This is a genomic window from Chryseobacterium sp. JK1 (genome assembly GCF_050632815.1).
Lineage (GTDB): Bacteria > Bacteroidota > Bacteroidia > Flavobacteriales > Weeksellaceae > Chryseobacterium.
In genome coordinates this window covers 58133-75771 of sequence record NZ_JBODRU010000001.1, presented here as the reverse complement: position 1 = coordinate 75771, position 17639 = coordinate 58133, and the positions used below count along the sequence as shown (strand labels likewise).

The window sequence follows — 17639 nt, the reverse complement described above, 5'->3', positions numbered from 1 at the left end:
CTATAAAAAATAATAATATGACCACTTTAAAAATCTTAGCTCTCACAGCAGGAGTAGCTTTCCTAAGCTCCGGAACTCTCTCCGATAATCGATGTTCGAAAACGGATGTAGGCCATGACAGAATTTCTGTACAAAATGCTTCCACGGTTCCAACCATTACGGCTACAAAGGATAACAAAATTCAGGTTGCTCTTTTACTTGATACTTCCAACAGTATGGACGGGCTGATTGATCAGGCAAAATCAAGACTCTGGAATATTGTGAATACTTTAACCACCTTACAATACAATGGCAAAGCTCCACAAGTTGAAATTGCTCTTTATGAATATGGTAATGACGGAATCACTGATGAAAACTACATTCGCCAGGTTACTCCCCTTACCCAGGATCTCGATCTTGTTTCTGAAAAGCTATTTGCTTTAAGAACCAACGGCGGAAGTGAATATTGTGGTGCCGTGATACGTGATGCCGCTAACAACCTCAACTGGGATGGTAATGAAAAAAGCATGAAACTGATCTACATTGCCGGCAATGAACCTTTTAACCAAGGAAGAATAGATTATAAGGATGTAATTTCAAAAGCAAAGAATAAAAACATTTACACTAATACTATTTTCTGTGGAAGCCGTGAAGAAGGAATCCAAAGTTTCTGGCAAAATGGAGCAACAACAGGTGGCGGAAAATATTTTAATATCGACAGCGATAAAAAAGTAATCTACATTGAAACTCCTTATGATATCAGAATCTCGGAATGTAACGCCAAGTTGAATGACACTTATATCTACTACGGCAATCACGGCTCTGAATATAAGATGAAACAAATGGCTCAGGATAAAAATGCAGCCTCTCAATCGGTTTCCAATCTTGTGGAAAGAACGGTTTCCAAATCTAAAAAGAATGCTTACAAAAACGAGCATTGGGATCTGGTAGACAAAGCTGAAAAAGATGCCGGATTTATAGCTTCCATCCAAGAAAGTGAACTTCCTTCCGAACTGAAAGGGAAAAGTAAGGAAGAAATAAAAAAAGCAATTGCCACAAAATCTGCAGAACGGAACAAAATTCAAAAAGAAATTGAAGAATTGTCCAGAAAGCGCCAAACTTACATTGATGGGGAAATGAAGAAAAGAGGTACGGCAAACTCCGATGATCTTGGAAAAGCAATAGAAAGTTCTATTGTAGAATTGGCTAAAAAGAACGGATATAATTTATAATATGAAAGCGGGATAAAACCCGCTTTTTTTTGTTAATTCATTAGTGTCAGTGTTATCTTCCAAATTTAAAATAGGGGGATAACAAGTGTTTTTTGTTTTTCATAAACAGAGAAGCCATTTCCATTCCCGTTACTGAAAAAGTAATCCCGTTACCGCCAAAGCCCAACACGAAATACGAATTTTTAAACTTTTTATGTTCCCCGATATAAGGAAGTCCATCTTTCGTCTCTCCAAATGTCCCTGCCCATACAAAGTCTGTATAAAAATGGTAATCCGGTTTTATTTTCTTTAAGGTTTTTACAATTTCTTTTTCCTTTTTATCCAATAATGCATCCCGTTTTTTTGCATCATAAAAATCTTCATCTCCACCGCCTATCAAAAGTCTTCCATCATCGGTAGTCCGCATATAGAGATAAGGATCGTCTGTATTCCAGACCAAAGTACTTGCTATATTTTTGAAGGTTTCCTGCTCTATTTCAGAGACAATGGCGAAGGTACTTTTCAGGTCTACAAAATCCTCTTTGATCAGATTTTTACTTTCATATCCTACACAGTACATAATTTTTTTGGCCCGAATCTTAAAACCACTGTTCACAAAAACTTCATTAAAACCTCTGCGATATTCAACATTTATCATTTCAGTTTTATCAAATATTTTCAGACCTTTCTTTACGTTATACTCACACAATTCATGCGCAAAGTGGAACGCATCGATACTTGCTCCCTGTTGTGATAAAATTCCGCCATAGGTATTTTCAAATCCGAAATCCTTTAAAATCTGAGTTTCAGACAACCATTTCACATTAAAGCCGGAACTTTTTCTGGCCTCATATTCTTCTTTCAGCCCTTTTACATCTTTCTTTTTAGATGCGAAATAGAGTGATTTTTTCCTTTTAAAACCAGCATTGGATCTTATTTTCTTAGACAGTTTCTCTATTCTGTCAATAGCATCACTACAGGCTTTATAACTTTCAACAGCACCTTTTCTCCCTATCATTTCTGTTAATTGGTATAAGGGAATATCTATTTCGTACTGCAACATTGAGGTAGTAGCCGAGGTACTTCCGTTGCAAAGCTCCCGCTTATCAATAAGAATGACACTATAACCGTCTTCTATCATCTGATGAGCGATAAGGCTTCCTGTAATTCCGCCTCCTACAATAAGTACATCACATTCTTCATTGGATTTCAGGGAAGGATATGAAGTCATTAATCCATTTTTCAAAAGCCAGAATGGTTCGTTTGATTTAAGATCCATATGAGTATTTTATATTAAAAATAACAATATTTATACCTTTTTTAACAACTTATTATCAACTTATGGTGTAGTTATTGTTAGTTTAAAAAATCAAACCACCTTAAAAAATATTTATTATGATAACGATTATTCCAGAAGCACCGGAGAATGTAGCTGCATTCAATGCAACCGGAGAAGTGACGAAAGCGGATTTTGAAAAATTGGTAATTCCCCGCGTAAAAGAAAAAGTAGACCAGTTCGGTGAGCTGAATTACTTATTGTATTTGGATACGGATCTGGATAATTTTACCATGGGAGCCTGGCTTGAAGATCTGCTTTTAGGTCTGAAGAACCTAGCCAATTGGAATCGTGCCGCAATAGTTACGGATAAAGAGGGTATACAGAACTTTACCAGTATTTTCAGTGTTCTGATGCCGGGAGAATTTAAATCTTTCCCCAAAGAAAATTTATATAATGCCCTTTACTGGTGTAAAAATGGCGATGAGGTAGAGGCATAAACCTAATTTTATTTATATAAACAGCCTGTTTCTTTATTTGAAACAGGCTGTTTGTATATTTTTTAAAGGCAATTATTAAATCCTTTTACTTGTCACATGAAATACATTCTGTTGCAGTTTCCTCGGCCTCAGAGGTATTGGAACCATACAGGTACATATATCGTATACTGATCACAACTCCAATGAAAGTCATCCCTACTCCTACCAACGAAGGATAATTAAAGGGAAGCCCATACTCCAAAGGAATTCCTCCCAAAAAAGCTCCCATAGCATTTGCAATATTAAAGCCTGCCTGCATAAAAGCCGCCGCCATCATTTCGCTTTTAGGAGCTGCTTTCATCATCATAATATTGATAGGTGCCGCAATAGACATAGATAAAGCTCCACACATGAAAGTGAGTATAAATGCTATATTCTGATGCTCAGAAAGGAAAAATACTCCGCCCAAAGATATCATCATCAGAAAAATCAATAATGCGCAGGTTTTCTCAGGACCCAGTTTGTCTGAAATAAATCCTCCGGCAAGATTCCCCACTACCATTCCTGCTCCGGCAAGTACCATTACATAGGCCATCTGGCTACTTTGGATTCCTGCAACAACCGTCATCAAAGGAGTGATGTAACTCAACCAGGTGAAAAGCCCTCCAAATCCAATGGCTGTAATGGCAAGAACCAGCCACGACTGTTTATTTTTAAGGAATTTCAATTCTTCCAGGAAATGGGTATTCTGATTAGATTCCATATTAGGAAGCCATAATTTTAAAAACAATAAAGCGAAAACACCAATGACAGCTACAATGGCAAAATACCACCTCCAGTGATAAGCATGACCGATATAGGTTACCAGAGGAACCATGACCAGATTGGCTACGGTAAGACCGGTAAACATCATCGATATGTAAAACGCTTCTTTTCCTTTGCCCGCCATTTTAGCTGCAACCACTGTTCCAACTCCGAAAAACGCACCATGAGGCAATCCTGACATAAATCTGATGATCAGCATCGTTGTATAGTTTGGAGCAATCGCAGAAAGCCCATTGAATAAGGTAAACAATAGCATAAAAGCGATTAAAACCTTTTTAGGTGGAAATTTTACAGAATAACCAATCAGAATGGGTGCTCCGATCACAACCCCCATGGCATAAGCAGAAATTAAATGTCCGGCCTGCGGAATGGTGATCTGCAATGTTTTTGCAATATCAGGAAGCAGACCCATAACGGTAAACTCTGTGGTTCCTATTCCTAAACCGCCAATTGCCAGCGGTATTATTCTTTTATCAATCTTCATTATATCTGAGTTCTTTTATTGAATTAATTTTGAAAGTTTGAGAATGGTTTCACCATCTATCATTTTGAAAGTGCAAAATTCGAAAGAAAGATTGAATTTTACTTCTCTTTGAATGATAAAAATTTGCTCTATATTAACCTTTTTATTTAATTTTAAATCAATAAATAATCAAAACAGAACAAGATGAAAATTCAAAAAGAAAATATTGAATTTGAAAACGGCAAATCTTTTAAACTTTTCTCCCCTTCACTTAAAAACTGTTTTTTCTGGCATTATCATCCTGAAATAGAGCTTGTGTACGTAGAGGCCACGAACGGAATCCGACATGTGGGAAAAGATATTTCCGCCTTTACAGACAGCGATCTCCTGTTAATTGGAGCCAATGTTCCTCATCTTAATTTTGATTATGGTATTCAAACCGAATGCAAGCAACTGGTAGTACAGATGCGGGAAAATTTTCTTCAGGATATTATCCTGCCTGTTCCAGAGTTCAATAACATTAAAAATCTATTAGAAAAATCCTATCTGGGGCTTTCTTTTTTTGGTGAGACTAAAAATATTGTGATTGGAAAACTTCAACTGATCAAGGATAAAACCTCTTTTGAATCGCTGATGGGGCTCATTGAAATTCTACAGATCCTCGCTGACTCTACAGAAGTAAAGGAACTCAACAAAGAAGATACAAGAATCAAATGGTTTCTGAATGACAAGATCAGAATGGGAACGATTTACGATTACATTCATGATCATTATGACAAAAAACCTAATGTGAATGATATCGCAAAAATTGTAGGACTAAGCACTCCGGCTTTTTGTCGCTATTTTAAAAAACAAACCAATATGACTTTCACTGATTTTGTGAATAATTATAGAATCAATCAGGCTAAGATTTTCCTACTGAAAGATTATTCGGTAACAGAAGTCTGTTTTCAGGTTGGATTTGAAAGTTTGTCTTATTTTAATAAACTCTTCAAGCAACACACCCATGAAACGCCGTCTGAATTTAAGAAAAAACATTTCAGGCCTATCGAGATTAATGGGCGGATTGGAGTGATTATAAAGGATACAAAATACTAAGCGAGCTTTGATGGGAGCGTACTAAAGTCTTCTTCTATTGATACATTGATGAGTGTTGTATAGACCACCCCGTCAAAAATTCAAAGAATTTTTGCCACCCCTCCAAGGGAGGGGAATGATGGAAGCCGCTATTATAAAACTATTCCTATCAAGCCCAATTCCTAATCCTATAAACTCTTCCCTACCATCTGCTACCTAACCCCTTCTACCTAAAAAAACAAAAAACCGCTCATTGCTGAACGGTTTGTATTTTAATGAATGTGTTTCTCTGCGTGGTAAGAACTTCTTACTAAAGGCGAACTTTCAACGTGTCTGAAACCTAAGCTTCTTGCAAAATCTCCAAACTCATCAAATTCTTCCGGAGTGATGAATTTTTTTACAGGAAGATGTTTCTTGGTCGGTTGAAGGTACTGTCCAAGAGTGATTACATCTACATTTGCATTTCTGATGTCTTCGATGGTTTGGAAAACCTCATCTTTGGTTTCTCCCAATCCAAGCATTACTCCTGTTTTTGTTCTTCTTTGTCCAGCTTCTTTCAGATATCTTAGTACTTCAAGGCTTCTTTCATATTTTGCCTGAATTCTTACTTCTCTGGTTAAACGTTTTACTGTTTCCATGTTGTGAGAAATTACTTCCGGAGCTACTTCTACCAATCTGTCAAGGTGTTTAGTAAGTCCCTGGAAATCTGGAATCAGAGTTTCCATCGTTGTTCCCGGAGAAATTCTTCTTACAGCATTTACGGTTTCACCCCAAAGGATAGATCCCATATCTTTCAAATCATCACGGTCTACAGAAGTAAGAACAGCGTGCTTAATTTTCATTAATTTGATTGAACGCGCTACTTTCTCAGGTTCATCCCAGTTGACATCCAATGGTTTTCCTGTTTTTACGCCACAGAAACCGCAGCTTCTTGTACAGATATTCCCAAGGATCATGAACGTTGCCGTACCTTCTCCCCAGCACTCTCCCATATTGGGGCAGCTTCCGCTTTGGCAGATTGTATTTAATTTATATTTATCAACCAATGTTCTCAGCTCTCTGTAATTCTTTCCGGTAGGAAGTTTTACGCGGATCCATTTTGGTTTTTGAACGGTAGTGTCTTGAACTGAATTTTCCATTTCTAAAATTGAAGTTCAAAGTTAAGGAATTTTTAATGGAAACCATCAACCACAAATATTGATGAAACTGATAATTCAGAATTTCATTGTATATTTATCTATTCAAATTATTTTTATGAAAAAAATATTTTTCCTTTTAACTGTAGGAGCCGGTACATTATGCTGGGCCCAGAAACAGTTTCAGCCAGCGGGTTCCAGCATTCTTGAAACCATAGATGGGGATCTGGATGGTGATAAAATTCCTGAAAAAGTCATTATATATACCACAAAAGATGAGGGAGAACTGGGTAAAATACGTGAGATTCAGATTTTGAAAAAAGTGGGAACAAAATGGACTTTATTAGAAAAATCCAGAAATGCAGTGATGGAAAGTAACGCAGGTGGTATGATGGGCGACCCCTACCAGAGTACTGAAATTCAGAAGGGAATTCTTACCATTATTCAGGCGGGTGGAAGCAGCTGGAAATGGGATGTTACTGATAAATATAGATTTCAGAACGGCCATTTTGAATTAATCGGTACTTCTTCATCTGCAGGAAGACCTGGAGATTACTGGAAAGAAACTGATTTTAACCTTTCCACAGGACAGATGAATTACAAAAAAGACGTTGAAAATACCGCTGAATATGGTAAATATCTGAAAGAAACTTACATCATGAAAGGTGTAAAAATCAATCTTCAAAACAGAAATCAGGATAAGCAGCGAAAGGTTGTTCTTCCGAAAACCAAAGAAGAGGTTTATTTTTAAAATACAGATAAACGATTAATGTACTGGACAAAACCAATATAAAATATACAAAAAAGAACGGACCTTCATCCGTTCTTTTATATTTACGATTAGTTCTGTTTAAATTTTTTAATTGTCCTCGAATTCGTTATTTTTCAATAATTCGGCAAGGACTTTTTTGGCACGCATTACTCTTACTTTGGTATTGGCAACGGAAATCCCCAGCTCTTCAGCAATTTCTTTGATGCTTTTTTCTTCAAAAAATCTCAGTTTGATAATGTCCTGATAGTTGGCATCCAGAGATTCTATGGTCTTGATAATTTTCTTTTGTTCTTCTTCAGAGATCAGAAGTTCTTCAGGAGATTTTGCATACTGATTTTTAACTTCGTCCAAATTTTCAATGGAGTCTTCATTTTCGCGGCTCTTTTTCCTCCAGAAATCAATAACTGTATTTTGAGCAATGGTAAGTATCCAGGTTTTAAACTGAAAATGTGGGTCGAACATATCCAGCTTTGATAATACTTTAGAAAAAACATTCACAGTGATTTCGTCTGCATCATTTTCATCTCTTACTTTTTTCATGACAAAAGAGAAAACATCCACCCAAAAAATATTGATGAGTTTAGTCTGGGCCTTCTGATCTTTATCTTTAGCCTTTTGGATGAGCAGGAATAGCTGTTCGTCGTTCATTAATAACAAATATAGATTATTTGAAGCTAAAAAGCAAAAAAGCCGTATGTATGAAAATATGGAAAATTTCGGATATTCAACCGGCTTCATAAAGGAAGAATATTTTTGAATATCCCTAATATTGTATTGAAGTTGAAAAGATATCAGGATCCATTTTTCTGTTCGATTTTCATTGTTTTATTCCTTTACGATCTTCGCTTTCTCAGCTATTTTGCCTTTCATACTTCTGAATTTATTATCTTTGCATCATAAAATTTTAAAGTAAAAAAATCAATGAATTCCTTTATAGAAGAACTGAAATGGCGTGGTCTGTTTGCCGATATGATGCCAGGAACCGATGAACAACTGAATAAAGAGGTAACTACTGCATATATTGGTTTTGATCCAACGGCGGATTCTTTACATATCGGAAGTCTCATTCAGATAAAAATCCTTGCTCATTTCCAGCAGCATGGTCATAAGCCTATCGCTTTGGTAGGAGGAGCAACAGGAATGATTGGAGATCCATCCGGAAAATCAGCAGAAAGAAATCTTTTGGATGAAGATACTCTTTTACATTATGTAGATTGTTTAAAGAACCAGCTTTCAAAGTTTTTAAATTTTGACGGTAATGAGCCTAATAAAGCTGAACTGGTTAACAATTATGACTGGATGAAGAATATTTCTTTCCTTGATTTTGCGAAAAATGTCGGAAAGAACATCACTGTTAATTATATGATGGCCAAAGATTCTGTAAAGAAAAGATTTTCAGGAGAATCGGGAGCAGACGGGATGAGTTTTACAGAATTTACGTACCAGTTGATTCAAGGGTATGATTTCCTTCATTTATATCAGAATAATAATGTAAAGCTTCAAATGGGTGGTTCTGACCAGTGGGGAAATATTACTACAGGAACAGAATTGATCCGTAGAAAAGCTCAGGGAGAAGCTTTTGCTTTAACGGTTCCATTGATTACAAAAGCTGATGGTTCGAAATTCGGTAAGTCCGAAAGCGGAGAAAACTATTGGTTGGATAAAAAGAAAACTTCACCCTATAAATTCTATCAGTTCTGGCTGAATGCTACTGATGAAGACGCTGAAAGATTTATTAAATTTTATACTTTCTTAGGAAAAGAAGAAATTGAAGCTTTAATTGAAGAGCACAAAACTGCTCCTCACGAAAGAAAACTTCAAAAGAAGCTGGCTGAAGAGGTAACGGTTTGGGTACATGGCAGAGAAGAATATGAAAAAGCACTGAAAGCTTCTGAAATTCTTTTCGGTCGTTCTACAGCTGAAGATCTGGTAAGCCTGGATGAAGAGATTTTCCTTGAAGTTTTTGATGGTGTTCCTCAAAAAGAAGTAGCGAAAGCGGATGTATTGGGAGTAAGTATTATTGATCTTCTTTCCGAAAAGTCTGGATTTCTGAAGTCTAAGAGCGAAGCACAGAGAGAAATCAAGGGAAATTCAATTTCTGTAAACAAGCAAAAAGTAAATGATACTTTTACAGCCAATGAAACAGATCTTATTGACAGCAAATTCCTATTGCTTCAAAAAGGTAAGAAAAGTTATTTTATTGTGAAAGTAATCTAAGTTTTAGATACTCTATAATAAACCGGCGCTGAGATAAATCTCAGCGCCGGTTTGTTTCCTAAAATAATTTGATATTAAAATGTATAACCTGCAGAAGCTGACAAATACTGACCGCTTGAGGTTCCTTCTTTTTTCAGTTCTCCGTCTACCCAAACCTGAACTTTCAACGTAGAGGAAGCATTGGGTCCGGTTGCATTTACTGCAGCATTGGCGTTATAGGCTCCAGGTGCTGATGTTATTTCAGGGCTGGTCCATGTTGTTCCACTTAGGCTGGTTGCTGTAGTTACTTCACCATCAATCCCGTAAGCCGCTACACTTATATTACTTCCCGAAGAAGCGATTGCTTTAAAAACAACTTTATGGCTTTTACTAGCACCGTTTACATGGTTATCGTCGTCATCATCTTTACTGCATGAAGCAACAAATCCTATAAGCATTGCTGACATTACGGCTACGAATGCACCTCTTAACAGTTGATTCATTTTCATTTTTTTCATAATCTTTTTGTTTAAATTTTAGTTACTATATTGAATATTCTATGAACAATGGTTTGATAACTGCAAAGCTATGCGTGCCATGAATGTCTATCAATCCTCAAAAACAGGTAATTTTTTCTACCTATATTCAGGTATTTTTTATACTATTTTTTTTAATTAAATTGAGCGGTTAAAAAGAATATTTTACAGTACCAACGCCTAATGAAGAGATTATTTATCCTGCTAAGCCTATTTTTATCTTTCAGTTTACGATCACAGCAAGTGATTCCTCTTAATGAAAAACCTTATCTGGACAGTTTACAAAATGTTGTTAAGGGTCATGCAAGTAATATTGCAAAAGCCAATGCCACTTTTCTCTTGTCCAATTATTACAGAAATATTGATTCTTTGCTAAGCAAAACATATCTGGAAAATGGACAGAAATTGATCAAAGGAGATGCTTTTCTTTCTGCAAAATATAATTTCTATGAAGCACAATATCATCTGGACAGAAATAAAGAGAAGGCAGGAAAATTATATCAGAAAGCAATACAATCGCTATCAAAATTTAAAAATGAAGAATCTGATCTTCTTCAGGCTTCGTCATGGTACAGCTATGGGGTCACTCAAAAAGATAAGGAAGGCTATCCTTTTTTGGTAAAAATAATTCTTGAAAAAAGTATACCGCTGGCCAAAAAATATGAGAATAGCAGAAATCTTGGATTCTTATACACACAGTTTGCCATTATTCTTACTTATAATGCTGAATTTAAAAAAGCAGAAGATTACAATACCAAAGCACTGGAGATTCTTGAGAAACGATACCCTCATTCTCCAGAGTTATTTTTCACCTATCTGAATTCTTCCAACAACTTCTGTTATCAGGCTAAAGGAGATGAAGCAAAAAGGTTTCTGGATAAAGCTGAACTCCTGATTCATCCTTATCCTGAAGCTTCCGTCAATTCCTTCTTTTATTATAGTAAAACGCTTTATTTTATTACCAAACAAAAAAATGCCGAGGCATTACCATCTATTGAAAAAGGGTTGTTTTATGCAAAAAAATTCAATCAGAATCTTCTCGCTCAAATGTTTTATTTTAATAAATATGATATTCTGAGAAAACTAAAAAAGTATAATGATGCAAAAAATGCATTGGAAGATATTTTAACAGAAAAATCCCTTGCTCTGGATCTTAATAACAGGAAAACCATCTATAAACAATTATCGTCGCTACAGGAAGAGATGGGTAATCCCAAAGAAGCTCTGGTATGGGAAAAAAAATATTCTAAACTCAATGACAGCCTGAATACAGAAAATGTAAAGCTTGAAATCAATAAACTTGAATCTAAGTTCAACACGGCAGAAAAAGAAAAAAAGATTGCTCTCTTAAATGCTGAAAAAAATCAAAAAGACCTTGAGGTAAACAAAAAGAACTCGTATTTATGGGGAATGGGTCTTGTCTTATTATCGGCTTTGTGCCTTCTGGCTTTTCTTTTCGTCATTTTCAGAAAAAACAAAAAAATAAATGAGCAAAAGCTCAATGAAATTAAGCAGAAAGAAGAATTATCACTCACAAAAGCTATTCTTGACGGTGAAGAAAGAGAAAGAGAGCGTATTGCAAGAGATCTTCACGATGGTTTGGGAGGCATGCTTGCCGGAGTAAAAATCAACTTTTCAACGTGGTCTGCCAATCATTTACAGCCTGAAAAAGATCAGGAATTTTATAAAATTCTGGGGCAATTGGATCGCTCAGTCGGTGAACTTCGCCATGTAGCAAGAAATTTAATGCCAGAGTCTTTGCTTAACTTTGGTTTGGAAACGGCTCTACATGATCTCTGCGAATTTTATATCCGAAAAGATCTCGAAATTGATTTTCAAGCTATTGACATCGAAAAGAAATTGCCTTTAAACATTCAGCTGAATATTTATAGAATTGTACAGGAGTTGTTAGCTAATGCTGTAAAACACTCACACGCTGACAATATTTTATTACAATGCTCCCAGTCTGGAAAAAATTTCCTCATAACCATCGAAGATAACGGAAAAGGATTTAAAAAGGATATCGAGAAAACTTCTAAAAGTATGGGTCTTTATAATTTAAGAAACCGTGTCAATTACCTGAAAGGAAAAATGGAGGTCAGTTCCGACAGCCAGGGCACAACAATCAATATAGAACTGAATATCTATGGAGAATAAAAAAATAAACATTGTCATTGTAGACGACCATCCTATTGTCATTGAAGGCCTTAGAATGATGTTGAACAGCCAGCCGTTTTTCAATGTCTCAGAAAGCTTTACTTCCGGGTTGGAAACCTTAAGTTTTATAAGATCAAATACAGTTGACATCATCCTTCTGGATATCACCTTACCAGATGCTAATGGTACAGAACTTTGCCGTGAAATTAAAACAGCATCGCCAGACACCGCTGTCATTATGTTCAGCAACCGCTCCGAAAGAAGTATCATCATGCAGGCCATCCAAAACGGAGCAAGCGGATATCTTCTCAAAAACACCTCTATTGAAGAGCTTGTCATCTGCATCAAAGGAGCTCTTTCCGGAGACATTGTTTTCTGCAATGAAACAAAGCTGATCATCAGCCGCCCATCTCCGGTTACTCTTCCTATTCCACGACTTACTAAAAGGGAAAAACAGATCCTTCAACTGGTAGCCCAGGGAAAAACAAGCAACAACATTGCAGAAGAGCTTTTTCTAAGTCCGCTGACAGTAGATACCCACCGCAAGAATTTACTTCAGAAGTTTCAGGCTAAAAATTCCACAGAACTTATCAACATAGCTGTACAGCAACGTATGATTGAAGAATAAAAAAAACCGCTGTAAAAGCGGTTTTTATGTATATCGGTATTCAATATTTTATGGTTCTAAGAAGCTGTAATCAAGAGAAGCAGTCAATACTCCTTTACCTACCTTCTTCACTGTTCTCGCTACTTCACCATCTATGTAAAGATTGATGGTCAATTCAGAAGTAGCATCTGGCATATTTGCATTAGCATCCAGATTAAGCTGCGCCTGGCTGGAGTTTACGAAAAACTCACCACTTGTCCATGGCGAAGTTACAGGAGTTGCCGTTGTATTGTAGATTGTATTTTGGGTAGTACCTACCTGAGTTACAACACTGATGATCTTTCCGCCGGTGCTGGTTTTCACTTCGAATTGTACTACATGATCCTGAAATTCATCATCGTCATCTTTTTTACAAGAATTTAAGACGGTGATTACAGAAAATAATAAAACGAATAAAAAAGAAAGTCTAAGTAAACTTTTTGAATTGTAAAATTGCTTCATTTCTCCAAATAGATTTTTTAATGTTTCAAATATAAGTTTTTTATTAATATAAAAATAATTTTTATGAAAATTTTCCAATAAAGATTTACAAACAATATCAAATCAGCAAAAAGAAAAACTAATCTGTAAAGTTCAATAATACACCACAAATAATCATTCGTTAAATATCTACAAGGCTGTTTTGAAAGTTCGTTACATGCATAATAAAAGTTGATTTACAATGTAATTTATTAATTATATTTGCTGTATGAATTTAGATTATTTAGTAAGGGAGCCGGAAAATATTACCCCCGCTACTCCTGTTCTTTTTATGCTTCACGGCTATGGCAGCAATGAGCAGGATCTTTTCAGCTTCAGGGAAACTCTTCCAACCGACTGGCTTATCATCAGTTTCAGAGCACCAAGAGATACTCAGTTTGAAGGATATTCATGGTATGATATCAACTTCAATGATCCTGAAAATTTCATCGATGTCCCTCAGGCCAAAGAATCACTGAATGCGGTGTTGGAAAGTATCCTGAAACTGATCAACCATTATGGGCTGACTGAAAGCAGAGCTCATTTGTGTGGATTCAGCCAGGGAGGAATACTTTGTTATGCTTTAGCCTTGAAATATCCTGATCTTTTTAATTATGTAGCCTGTCTAAGTACATATCCTGAAGATAAGATTCTGGATGGTATCGTAAAAGATAAAAAGAAGCTTGAAAAATTAAGATTCTTTATTTCTCATGGTACAGATGATGCTGTTATTCCACTTGAATGGGGAAGAAAAGCGGCAGATCTTCTTTATGACCTTAGCTGTTATTTCACATTCAGAGAATATATGAGCGGACATGGGGTAAACCAGAAAAATTATATGGATCTGATGGAATTTTTCTCAAAATAACACGAGATTATATTTTCCGATCCATTCAACGATTAACACTACTTTGTTGTAGTTTATACAAACATTCCTGCATTTGGAATGTTTTTTTTATCACAATACAGATAAATTCAGTAAATTCAATAAATGAAATTCAAGTTTCTTTTATTGGGATTATTGGTAAGCATTTTCATTAATGCTCAGAATTCTTTTGAGTTAATCAACACTAAAAAAGCGGTTATTCCTTTTCAGTATATCAACAATCTTATCTTTATTCCGATTAACGTCAACGGTATCGATCTTACTTTTCTACTGGATTCCGGGGTGTCGGAAACTATTCTTTTCAGTCTTGAAAATAAGGAGCTCAAATTGGGAAATGTCGAAAAAATCAAATTTTCAGGTCTTGGAGGAAGTTTGGACATTGATGGTCTGAAATCGGACCGTAATTTGGGAAAAATAGGAGATGGAATCGTTAATACCTCCATGTCGCTCTATATTATTATTGATGAAAATTTTAATATTTCGCCCCATGTAGGTATTCCGGTAAATGGAGTAATTGGATATCATTTTTTCAAAGATCATCCCATCTTTATAGATTATGTAACCAAGAAAATAACTGTTTATGAGAATATTGAGCCTTTAACAAAGAAATTAAGGAGGTATGAGGAATTTCCCATCACCATTGAAAGAGACAAACCTTATCTCCATGCTGACGTAGAAATGACCTCAGAAAAGAAAGATTCTAAACTGCTGATTGACCTTGGAAACAGTGATGCAATATGGCTCTTCCCTACTCTCATTAAAAATTTTGTGTATAACAGACCCAATATTGATGATTTTCTCGGGCGGGGATTCAATGGAGATATTTATGGTAAAAGAAGCAGAATTCATAGTTTTTATCTTGGAAGCTTCAAGTTTGAAAAACCGCTTACTGCTATGCCTGATGAGTTTTCTATACAGCACGTTACTTTGGTGAAAGACAGAAAAGGCTCCATAGGTGGAGAAATTATGAAACGTTTTACCGCAGTTTTTGATTATCCCAATAAAAAGTTATACCTGAAAAAGAACAAATATTTCAACGATCCTTTTCATTTTAATATGAGTGGATTAGATTTCAAACAAGACGGGCTGGAATGGGCACAGGACAAGATAAAAATTGAAACCCAAAAGTCAACGGCTGTCGTTTCGGAAATATATAAAGATAATTTTCAGTACAAATTCAGTTTAAAGCCTATATTTTCCATTGCAGGCGTAAGAAAAGATTCACCCGCTGATAAAGCCGGACTGCAAAAAGATGACAAAATCATCAGCATCAATGGAGATAGAACGGCCGATATGACCCTGGAAAAAATTGTAGAACTTATGAGATCCAATGAAGGAAGAACAATTAGTATGCTTATTCAAAGAAATGGCCAAGAGCTTACCTTACGTTTTACTTTAGAAGATCCGATTCCTTATCAAGAATAGCGTATGAATACCGAAGAAACCACCTTAGACAGAATAAGAACGAGACCAAGATTCAAAATGTTTACTCATCTTACCAAAGAAGAGTATGCAGAAAATCTGAAAAAATACTTTGCTGAGCACACAGATGAATTTGCAGGTAATATCAATAAAGAAGTAGCCACCATCTGGGTAGCAACAACCTATGACAGCTATTGGAAGCCTCGCCTTGCATTGCGTACAGAAATTGAGGATGAGCATACCGTAATAAGAGGTGTTTTTGGCCCCAGCTCTGCAGTATGGACATTTTTTATGTTCCTCTACTTTTCTTTTTCTATTCTATGGATGACTTTCTTTACCATGTACTACGTAGAGAAGCAAATAAAAAGCGCCGAGTACCCTTGGGCACTGAGCGCTTCTTTTGTAATGTTATTTCTAATTCTTCTTACCTATATCGCTGCTCGGTTCGGGCAACATAAAGGGAAAGAAGAAATGCTTAAATTGAGACGATTTGCAGAAGAATCTACTTTACAGTTTGAAAAGATAATGAATTAAGGTTCTAAAGGCTTTTCACTCGCTGCAGGGGTAGCCATCGCTCTTGCGGTTTTGATAGAATCTGCTACTTTTTCTCTGTTAGCCTGTTCTTTCAACATTTTGGGTACGTCCGGCTCTAATAATTTGGTAAGCTCCTCAACAGATATATTGTTCGCATTAGGGTCATCCAAAAGCTTCTTCCAAGGTCTTCTTCCTCCCCATTTATAATCTCCAAATACCATTACGGCAGTTCCTCTGGCCTTTGTTGTAGCTCCTCCCGGATTCAGTATCCACGTATCTGCGTAAGAATACAGCCATTGTGCATCTTTTCTAAGAAGCCTTAAGCAGGAATGAGAGGCAGGATATCCCGGAAGTGTATATTCATGCCATCCAATACCACCTATATTATGAATATTAAAGTTATAAGGTAACTTCCACTCGCTGCTAACCGTTGAAATAGACAGTTTCTTTTTCCAGTTAGCAAAAGTAAGACCTCTGGTTGTCTGGGCTGTCTTTTTCCCCATACTTGTAGGTCCCCACTTTACAAGACTCCCGTTAGAATATACACCATAGGCTTGTATAGGATAGGAAAATATGACAAACTTCTTCACTCCGCTCAATATATCCAATTGCATAGGAAACGGAGAATAAGACATTAGTGTAGTATCTATTTTGGCCGGAACAACAAGAGTATCAGCATTCCATTTGCTTTTAGAATCTAATCTGTTTAATGCTAAGATAGCAGTACGTTCCTGCTCGTTATATTTTTTACTGAATATTGAATATACAGAATCTCTTGTCTTTTTATCTTTGGGAATAACGAATGCATTATAAAAACCATTCTCCTGCATTACCGGAGGTTCAGATTCTTTTTTTACCACAGGCACAGAGTCTTTTTTCACAGAATCTTTTTCTGCTTCCGGTACGTCGGAAGTGGTAACGGTATCTTTAAAAGTATCGTTAATTTTTTCTATTTCCTTTTTACAGGAAACCAGGAAAACGGCGCACACAAGTGCGTATAGAAAGTTTTTTTTCACAGATATGTTCTTCATAAATAAATCGATCATTTAGTTTGGCTACCCAGTACAAATATCAGACCTAAAATTGAATCCCAAAAGGCATTCACTAAAATACCGTAAAAAAACGGAATTATTTCTACGGTAAAAACCGGAATTATGATAAATTTTTATAGGTTTTAAAGGGAAAAGTAAAAGACTCTTTCATAAACCTTTCTGTTATTTGCATGTGAATTAAAAGGTTCGTTATTAGAATCAAATTTTCAAATCACTCTATCACATCCATCACAAATCTTATCATCCATAAAAAGGCTGCAAAGGCCACTAGTGAAAACTGAATTTTATTCACCGGCTTATTTCCAAATTTCCAGACGAGAATACGGTCTATAACGACAATCAAAAGGAGAGGAAGTAGGCTCATCAAAATATACATCCCGAACAAAGCATCCGGAGCAGAAACTCCATTCATTAGAATAATAGAAACAAGAAGTCCTGCAATAATTGCTATGCTGCCTGCAACAAAGAAGAGCGTCCAATTTTTGAATTGTGTTTTCATGAATGATTAAAAT

The 17639-nt window shown here is 36.0% G+C and carries 18 protein-coding genes; 10 read left to right on the top strand and 8 right to left on the bottom strand.

Features of this window, described 5'->3' with window-relative positions:
* Window positions 1-17: 17 nt before the first annotated feature.
* Window positions 18-1211 carry a VWA domain-containing protein gene (locus tag ACQ76T_RS00405; protein ID WP_431341381.1) on the top strand — a complete coding sequence of 398 codons (1194 nt, stop codon included), beginning with the start codon at window positions 18-20 and terminating at the stop codon, window positions 1209-1211.
* A 52-nt stretch (window positions 1212-1263) separates the two neighbouring features.
* Here ACQ76T_RS00405 and ACQ76T_RS00400 read toward each other — a convergent pair whose 3' ends face one another.
* A complete protein-coding gene (locus ACQ76T_RS00400) occupies window positions 1264-2469 on the bottom strand; it encodes an NAD(P)/FAD-dependent oxidoreductase (protein ID WP_431341380.1) in 1206 nt (401 codons plus the stop codon).
* 116 nt (window positions 2470-2585) lie between these two features.
* Here ACQ76T_RS00400 and ACQ76T_RS00395 point away from each other — a divergent pair, with 116 nt between their 5' ends.
* The gene (locus ACQ76T_RS00395) at window positions 2586-2966 is read left to right on the top strand and encodes an STAS/SEC14 domain-containing protein (RefSeq protein ID WP_431341379.1); all 381 of its coding nucleotides are present in this window, start codon (window positions 2586-2588) and stop codon (window positions 2964-2966) included.
* A gap of 85 nt (window positions 2967-3051) precedes the next feature.
* On the opposite strand, the gene ACQ76T_RS00390 is transcribed toward ACQ76T_RS00395, so the two are convergent.
* Window positions 3052-4254, bottom strand: a complete 1203-nt coding sequence (locus ACQ76T_RS00390; RefSeq protein WP_431341378.1) for an MFS transporter — start codon at window positions 4252-4254, stop codon at window positions 3052-3054.
* Between the two features lie 183 nt (window positions 4255-4437).
* Between ACQ76T_RS00390 and ACQ76T_RS00385 the strand changes: the two genes are divergently transcribed.
* Window positions 4438-5331, top strand: a complete 894-nt coding sequence (locus tag ACQ76T_RS00385; protein WP_431341377.1) for an AraC family transcriptional regulator — start codon at window positions 4438-4440, stop codon at window positions 5329-5331.
* A gap of 251 nt (window positions 5332-5582) precedes the next feature.
* Here the strand turns inward: ACQ76T_RS00385 and lipA are convergent, their stop codons facing one another.
* Window positions 5583-6449: a lipoyl synthase gene (gene lipA / locus ACQ76T_RS00380; RefSeq protein ID WP_142013988.1), complete on the bottom strand. Its 867-nt coding sequence runs from the start codon at window positions 6447-6449 to the stop codon at window positions 5583-5585.
* A gap of 115 nt (window positions 6450-6564) precedes the next feature.
* Here lipA and ACQ76T_RS00375 point away from each other — a divergent pair, with 115 nt between their 5' ends.
* Window positions 6565-7197 carry a hypothetical protein gene (locus ACQ76T_RS00375; RefSeq protein WP_431341376.1) on the top strand — a complete coding sequence of 211 codons (633 nt, stop codon included), beginning with the start codon at window positions 6565-6567 and terminating at the stop codon, window positions 7195-7197.
* A gap of 108 nt (window positions 7198-7305) precedes the next feature.
* Here ACQ76T_RS00375 and ACQ76T_RS00370 read toward each other — a convergent pair whose 3' ends face one another.
* The gene (locus ACQ76T_RS00370) at window positions 7306-7866 is read right to left on the bottom strand and encodes an RNA polymerase sigma factor (RefSeq protein WP_422691284.1); all 561 of its coding nucleotides are present in this window, start codon (window positions 7864-7866) and stop codon (window positions 7306-7308) included.
* 273 nt (window positions 7867-8139) lie between these two features.
* Here ACQ76T_RS00370 and tyrS point away from each other — a divergent pair, with 273 nt between their 5' ends.
* The gene (gene tyrS / locus ACQ76T_RS00365) at window positions 8140-9435 is read left to right on the top strand and encodes a tyrosine--tRNA ligase (protein WP_431341375.1); all 1296 of its coding nucleotides are present in this window, start codon (window positions 8140-8142) and stop codon (window positions 9433-9435) included.
* A 74-nt stretch (window positions 9436-9509) separates the two neighbouring features.
* Here tyrS and ACQ76T_RS00360 read toward each other — a convergent pair whose 3' ends face one another.
* Entirely contained in the window at window positions 9510-9917 is a 408-nt protein-coding gene (locus tag ACQ76T_RS00360) for a hypothetical protein (RefSeq protein ID WP_431341374.1), read from the bottom strand.
* Between the two features lie 216 nt (window positions 9918-10133).
* Between ACQ76T_RS00360 and ACQ76T_RS00355 the strand changes: the two genes are divergently transcribed.
* Together ACQ76T_RS00355 and ACQ76T_RS00350 are read left to right on the top strand one after the other, a co-directional pair.
* Window positions 10134-12107: an ATP-binding protein gene (locus ACQ76T_RS00355; RefSeq protein WP_431341373.1), complete on the top strand. Its 1974-nt coding sequence runs from the start codon at window positions 10134-10136 to the stop codon at window positions 12105-12107.
* Window positions 12097-12735, top strand: coding sequence for a response regulator (locus ACQ76T_RS00350; protein ID WP_431341372.1), 639 nt, complete (start codon window positions 12097-12099; stop codon window positions 12733-12735). The genes ACQ76T_RS00355 and ACQ76T_RS00350 overlap by 11 nt, the downstream gene beginning before the upstream one ends.
* Window positions 12736-12783: 48 nt before the next feature.
* On the opposite strand, the gene ACQ76T_RS00345 is transcribed toward ACQ76T_RS00350, so the two are convergent.
* A complete protein-coding gene (locus ACQ76T_RS00345; RefSeq protein WP_431341371.1) occupies window positions 12784-13215 on the bottom strand; it encodes a hypothetical protein in 432 nt (143 codons plus the stop codon).
* A 247-nt stretch (window positions 13216-13462) separates the two neighbouring features.
* On the opposite strand from ACQ76T_RS00345, the gene ACQ76T_RS00340 reads away from it, so the two are divergent.
* The 3 genes from ACQ76T_RS00340 to ACQ76T_RS00330 all read left to right on the top strand — a co-directional run bounded on the left by ACQ76T_RS00340 (window position 13463) and on the right by ACQ76T_RS00330 (window position 16075).
* On the top strand, window positions 13463-14101 hold the full coding sequence (locus tag ACQ76T_RS00340; protein WP_431341370.1) for an alpha/beta hydrolase: 639 nt from the start codon (window positions 13463-13465) through the stop codon (window positions 14099-14101).
* A 123-nt stretch (window positions 14102-14224) separates the two neighbouring features.
* Entirely contained in the window at window positions 14225-15544 is a 1320-nt protein-coding gene (locus ACQ76T_RS00335; RefSeq protein ID WP_431341369.1) for a PDZ domain-containing protein, read from the top strand.
* 3 nt (window positions 15545-15547) lie between these two features.
* Window positions 15548-16075, top strand: coding sequence for a hypothetical protein (locus ACQ76T_RS00330; RefSeq protein WP_431341368.1), 528 nt, complete (start codon window positions 15548-15550; stop codon window positions 16073-16075).
* On the opposite strand, the gene ACQ76T_RS00325 is transcribed toward ACQ76T_RS00330, so the two are convergent.
* Window positions 16072-17106 (bottom strand): L,D-transpeptidase, encoded by a 1035-nt coding sequence (locus ACQ76T_RS00325; protein ID WP_431341367.1) that lies wholly within the window; start codon window positions 17104-17106, stop codon window positions 16072-16074. The two genes, ACQ76T_RS00330 and ACQ76T_RS00325, sit on opposite strands and share 4 nt — an antisense overlap.
* A 232-nt stretch (window positions 17107-17338) precedes the next feature.
* Entirely contained in the window at window positions 17339-17626 is a 288-nt protein-coding gene (locus ACQ76T_RS00320; protein ID WP_431341366.1) for a hypothetical protein, read from the bottom strand.
* Between the last annotated feature and the right edge of the window lie 13 nt (window positions 17627-17639).

Excerpts from the sequence above, each read along its gene's own strand:
- ACQ76T_RS00405 (WP_431341381.1), top strand. The coding sequence starts at position 18 with ATGACCACTTTAAAAATCTTAGCTCTCACAGCAGGAGTAGCTTTCCTA.
- ACQ76T_RS00400 (WP_431341380.1), bottom strand. The coding sequence starts at position 2,469 with ATGGATCTTAAATCAAACGAACCATTCTGGCTTTTGAAAAATGGATTA.
- ACQ76T_RS00395 (WP_431341379.1), top strand. The coding sequence starts at position 2,586 with ATGATAACGATTATTCCAGAAGCACCGGAGAATGTAGCTGCATTCAAT.
- ACQ76T_RS00390 (WP_431341378.1), bottom strand. The coding sequence starts at position 4,254 with ATGAAGATTGATAAAAGAATAATACCGCTGGCAATTGGCGGTTTAGGA.
- ACQ76T_RS00385 (WP_431341377.1), top strand. The coding sequence starts at position 4,438 with ATGAAAATTCAAAAAGAAAATATTGAATTTGAAAACGGCAAATCTTTT.
- lipA (WP_142013988.1), bottom strand. The coding sequence starts at position 6,449 with ATGGAAAATTCAGTTCAAGACACTACCGTTCAAAAACCAAAATGGATC.
- ACQ76T_RS00375 (WP_431341376.1), top strand. The coding sequence starts at position 6,565 with ATGAAAAAAATATTTTTCCTTTTAACTGTAGGAGCCGGTACATTATGC.
- ACQ76T_RS00370 (WP_422691284.1), bottom strand. The coding sequence starts at position 7,866 with ATGAACGACGAACAGCTATTCCTGCTCATCCAAAAGGCTAAAGATAAA.
- tyrS (WP_431341375.1), top strand. The coding sequence starts at position 8,140 with ATGAATTCCTTTATAGAAGAACTGAAATGGCGTGGTCTGTTTGCCGAT.
- ACQ76T_RS00360 (WP_431341374.1), bottom strand. The coding sequence starts at position 9,917 with ATGAATCAACTGTTAAGAGGTGCATTCGTAGCCGTAATGTCAGCAATG.
- ACQ76T_RS00355 (WP_431341373.1), top strand. The coding sequence starts at position 10,134 with ATGAAGAGATTATTTATCCTGCTAAGCCTATTTTTATCTTTCAGTTTA.
- ACQ76T_RS00350 (WP_431341372.1), top strand. The coding sequence starts at position 12,097 with ATGGAGAATAAAAAAATAAACATTGTCATTGTAGACGACCATCCTATT.
- ACQ76T_RS00345 (WP_431341371.1), bottom strand. The coding sequence starts at position 13,215 with ATGAAGCAATTTTACAATTCAAAAAGTTTACTTAGACTTTCTTTTTTA.
- ACQ76T_RS00340 (WP_431341370.1), top strand. The coding sequence starts at position 13,463 with ATGAATTTAGATTATTTAGTAAGGGAGCCGGAAAATATTACCCCCGCT.
- ACQ76T_RS00335 (WP_431341369.1), top strand. The coding sequence starts at position 14,225 with ATGAAATTCAAGTTTCTTTTATTGGGATTATTGGTAAGCATTTTCATT.
- ACQ76T_RS00330 (WP_431341368.1), top strand. The coding sequence starts at position 15,548 with ATGAATACCGAAGAAACCACCTTAGACAGAATAAGAACGAGACCAAGA.
- ACQ76T_RS00325 (WP_431341367.1), bottom strand. The coding sequence starts at position 17,106 with ATGAAGAACATATCTGTGAAAAAAAACTTTCTATACGCACTTGTGTGC.
- ACQ76T_RS00320 (WP_431341366.1), bottom strand. The coding sequence starts at position 17,626 with ATGAAAACACAATTCAAAAATTGGACGCTCTTCTTTGTTGCAGGCAGC.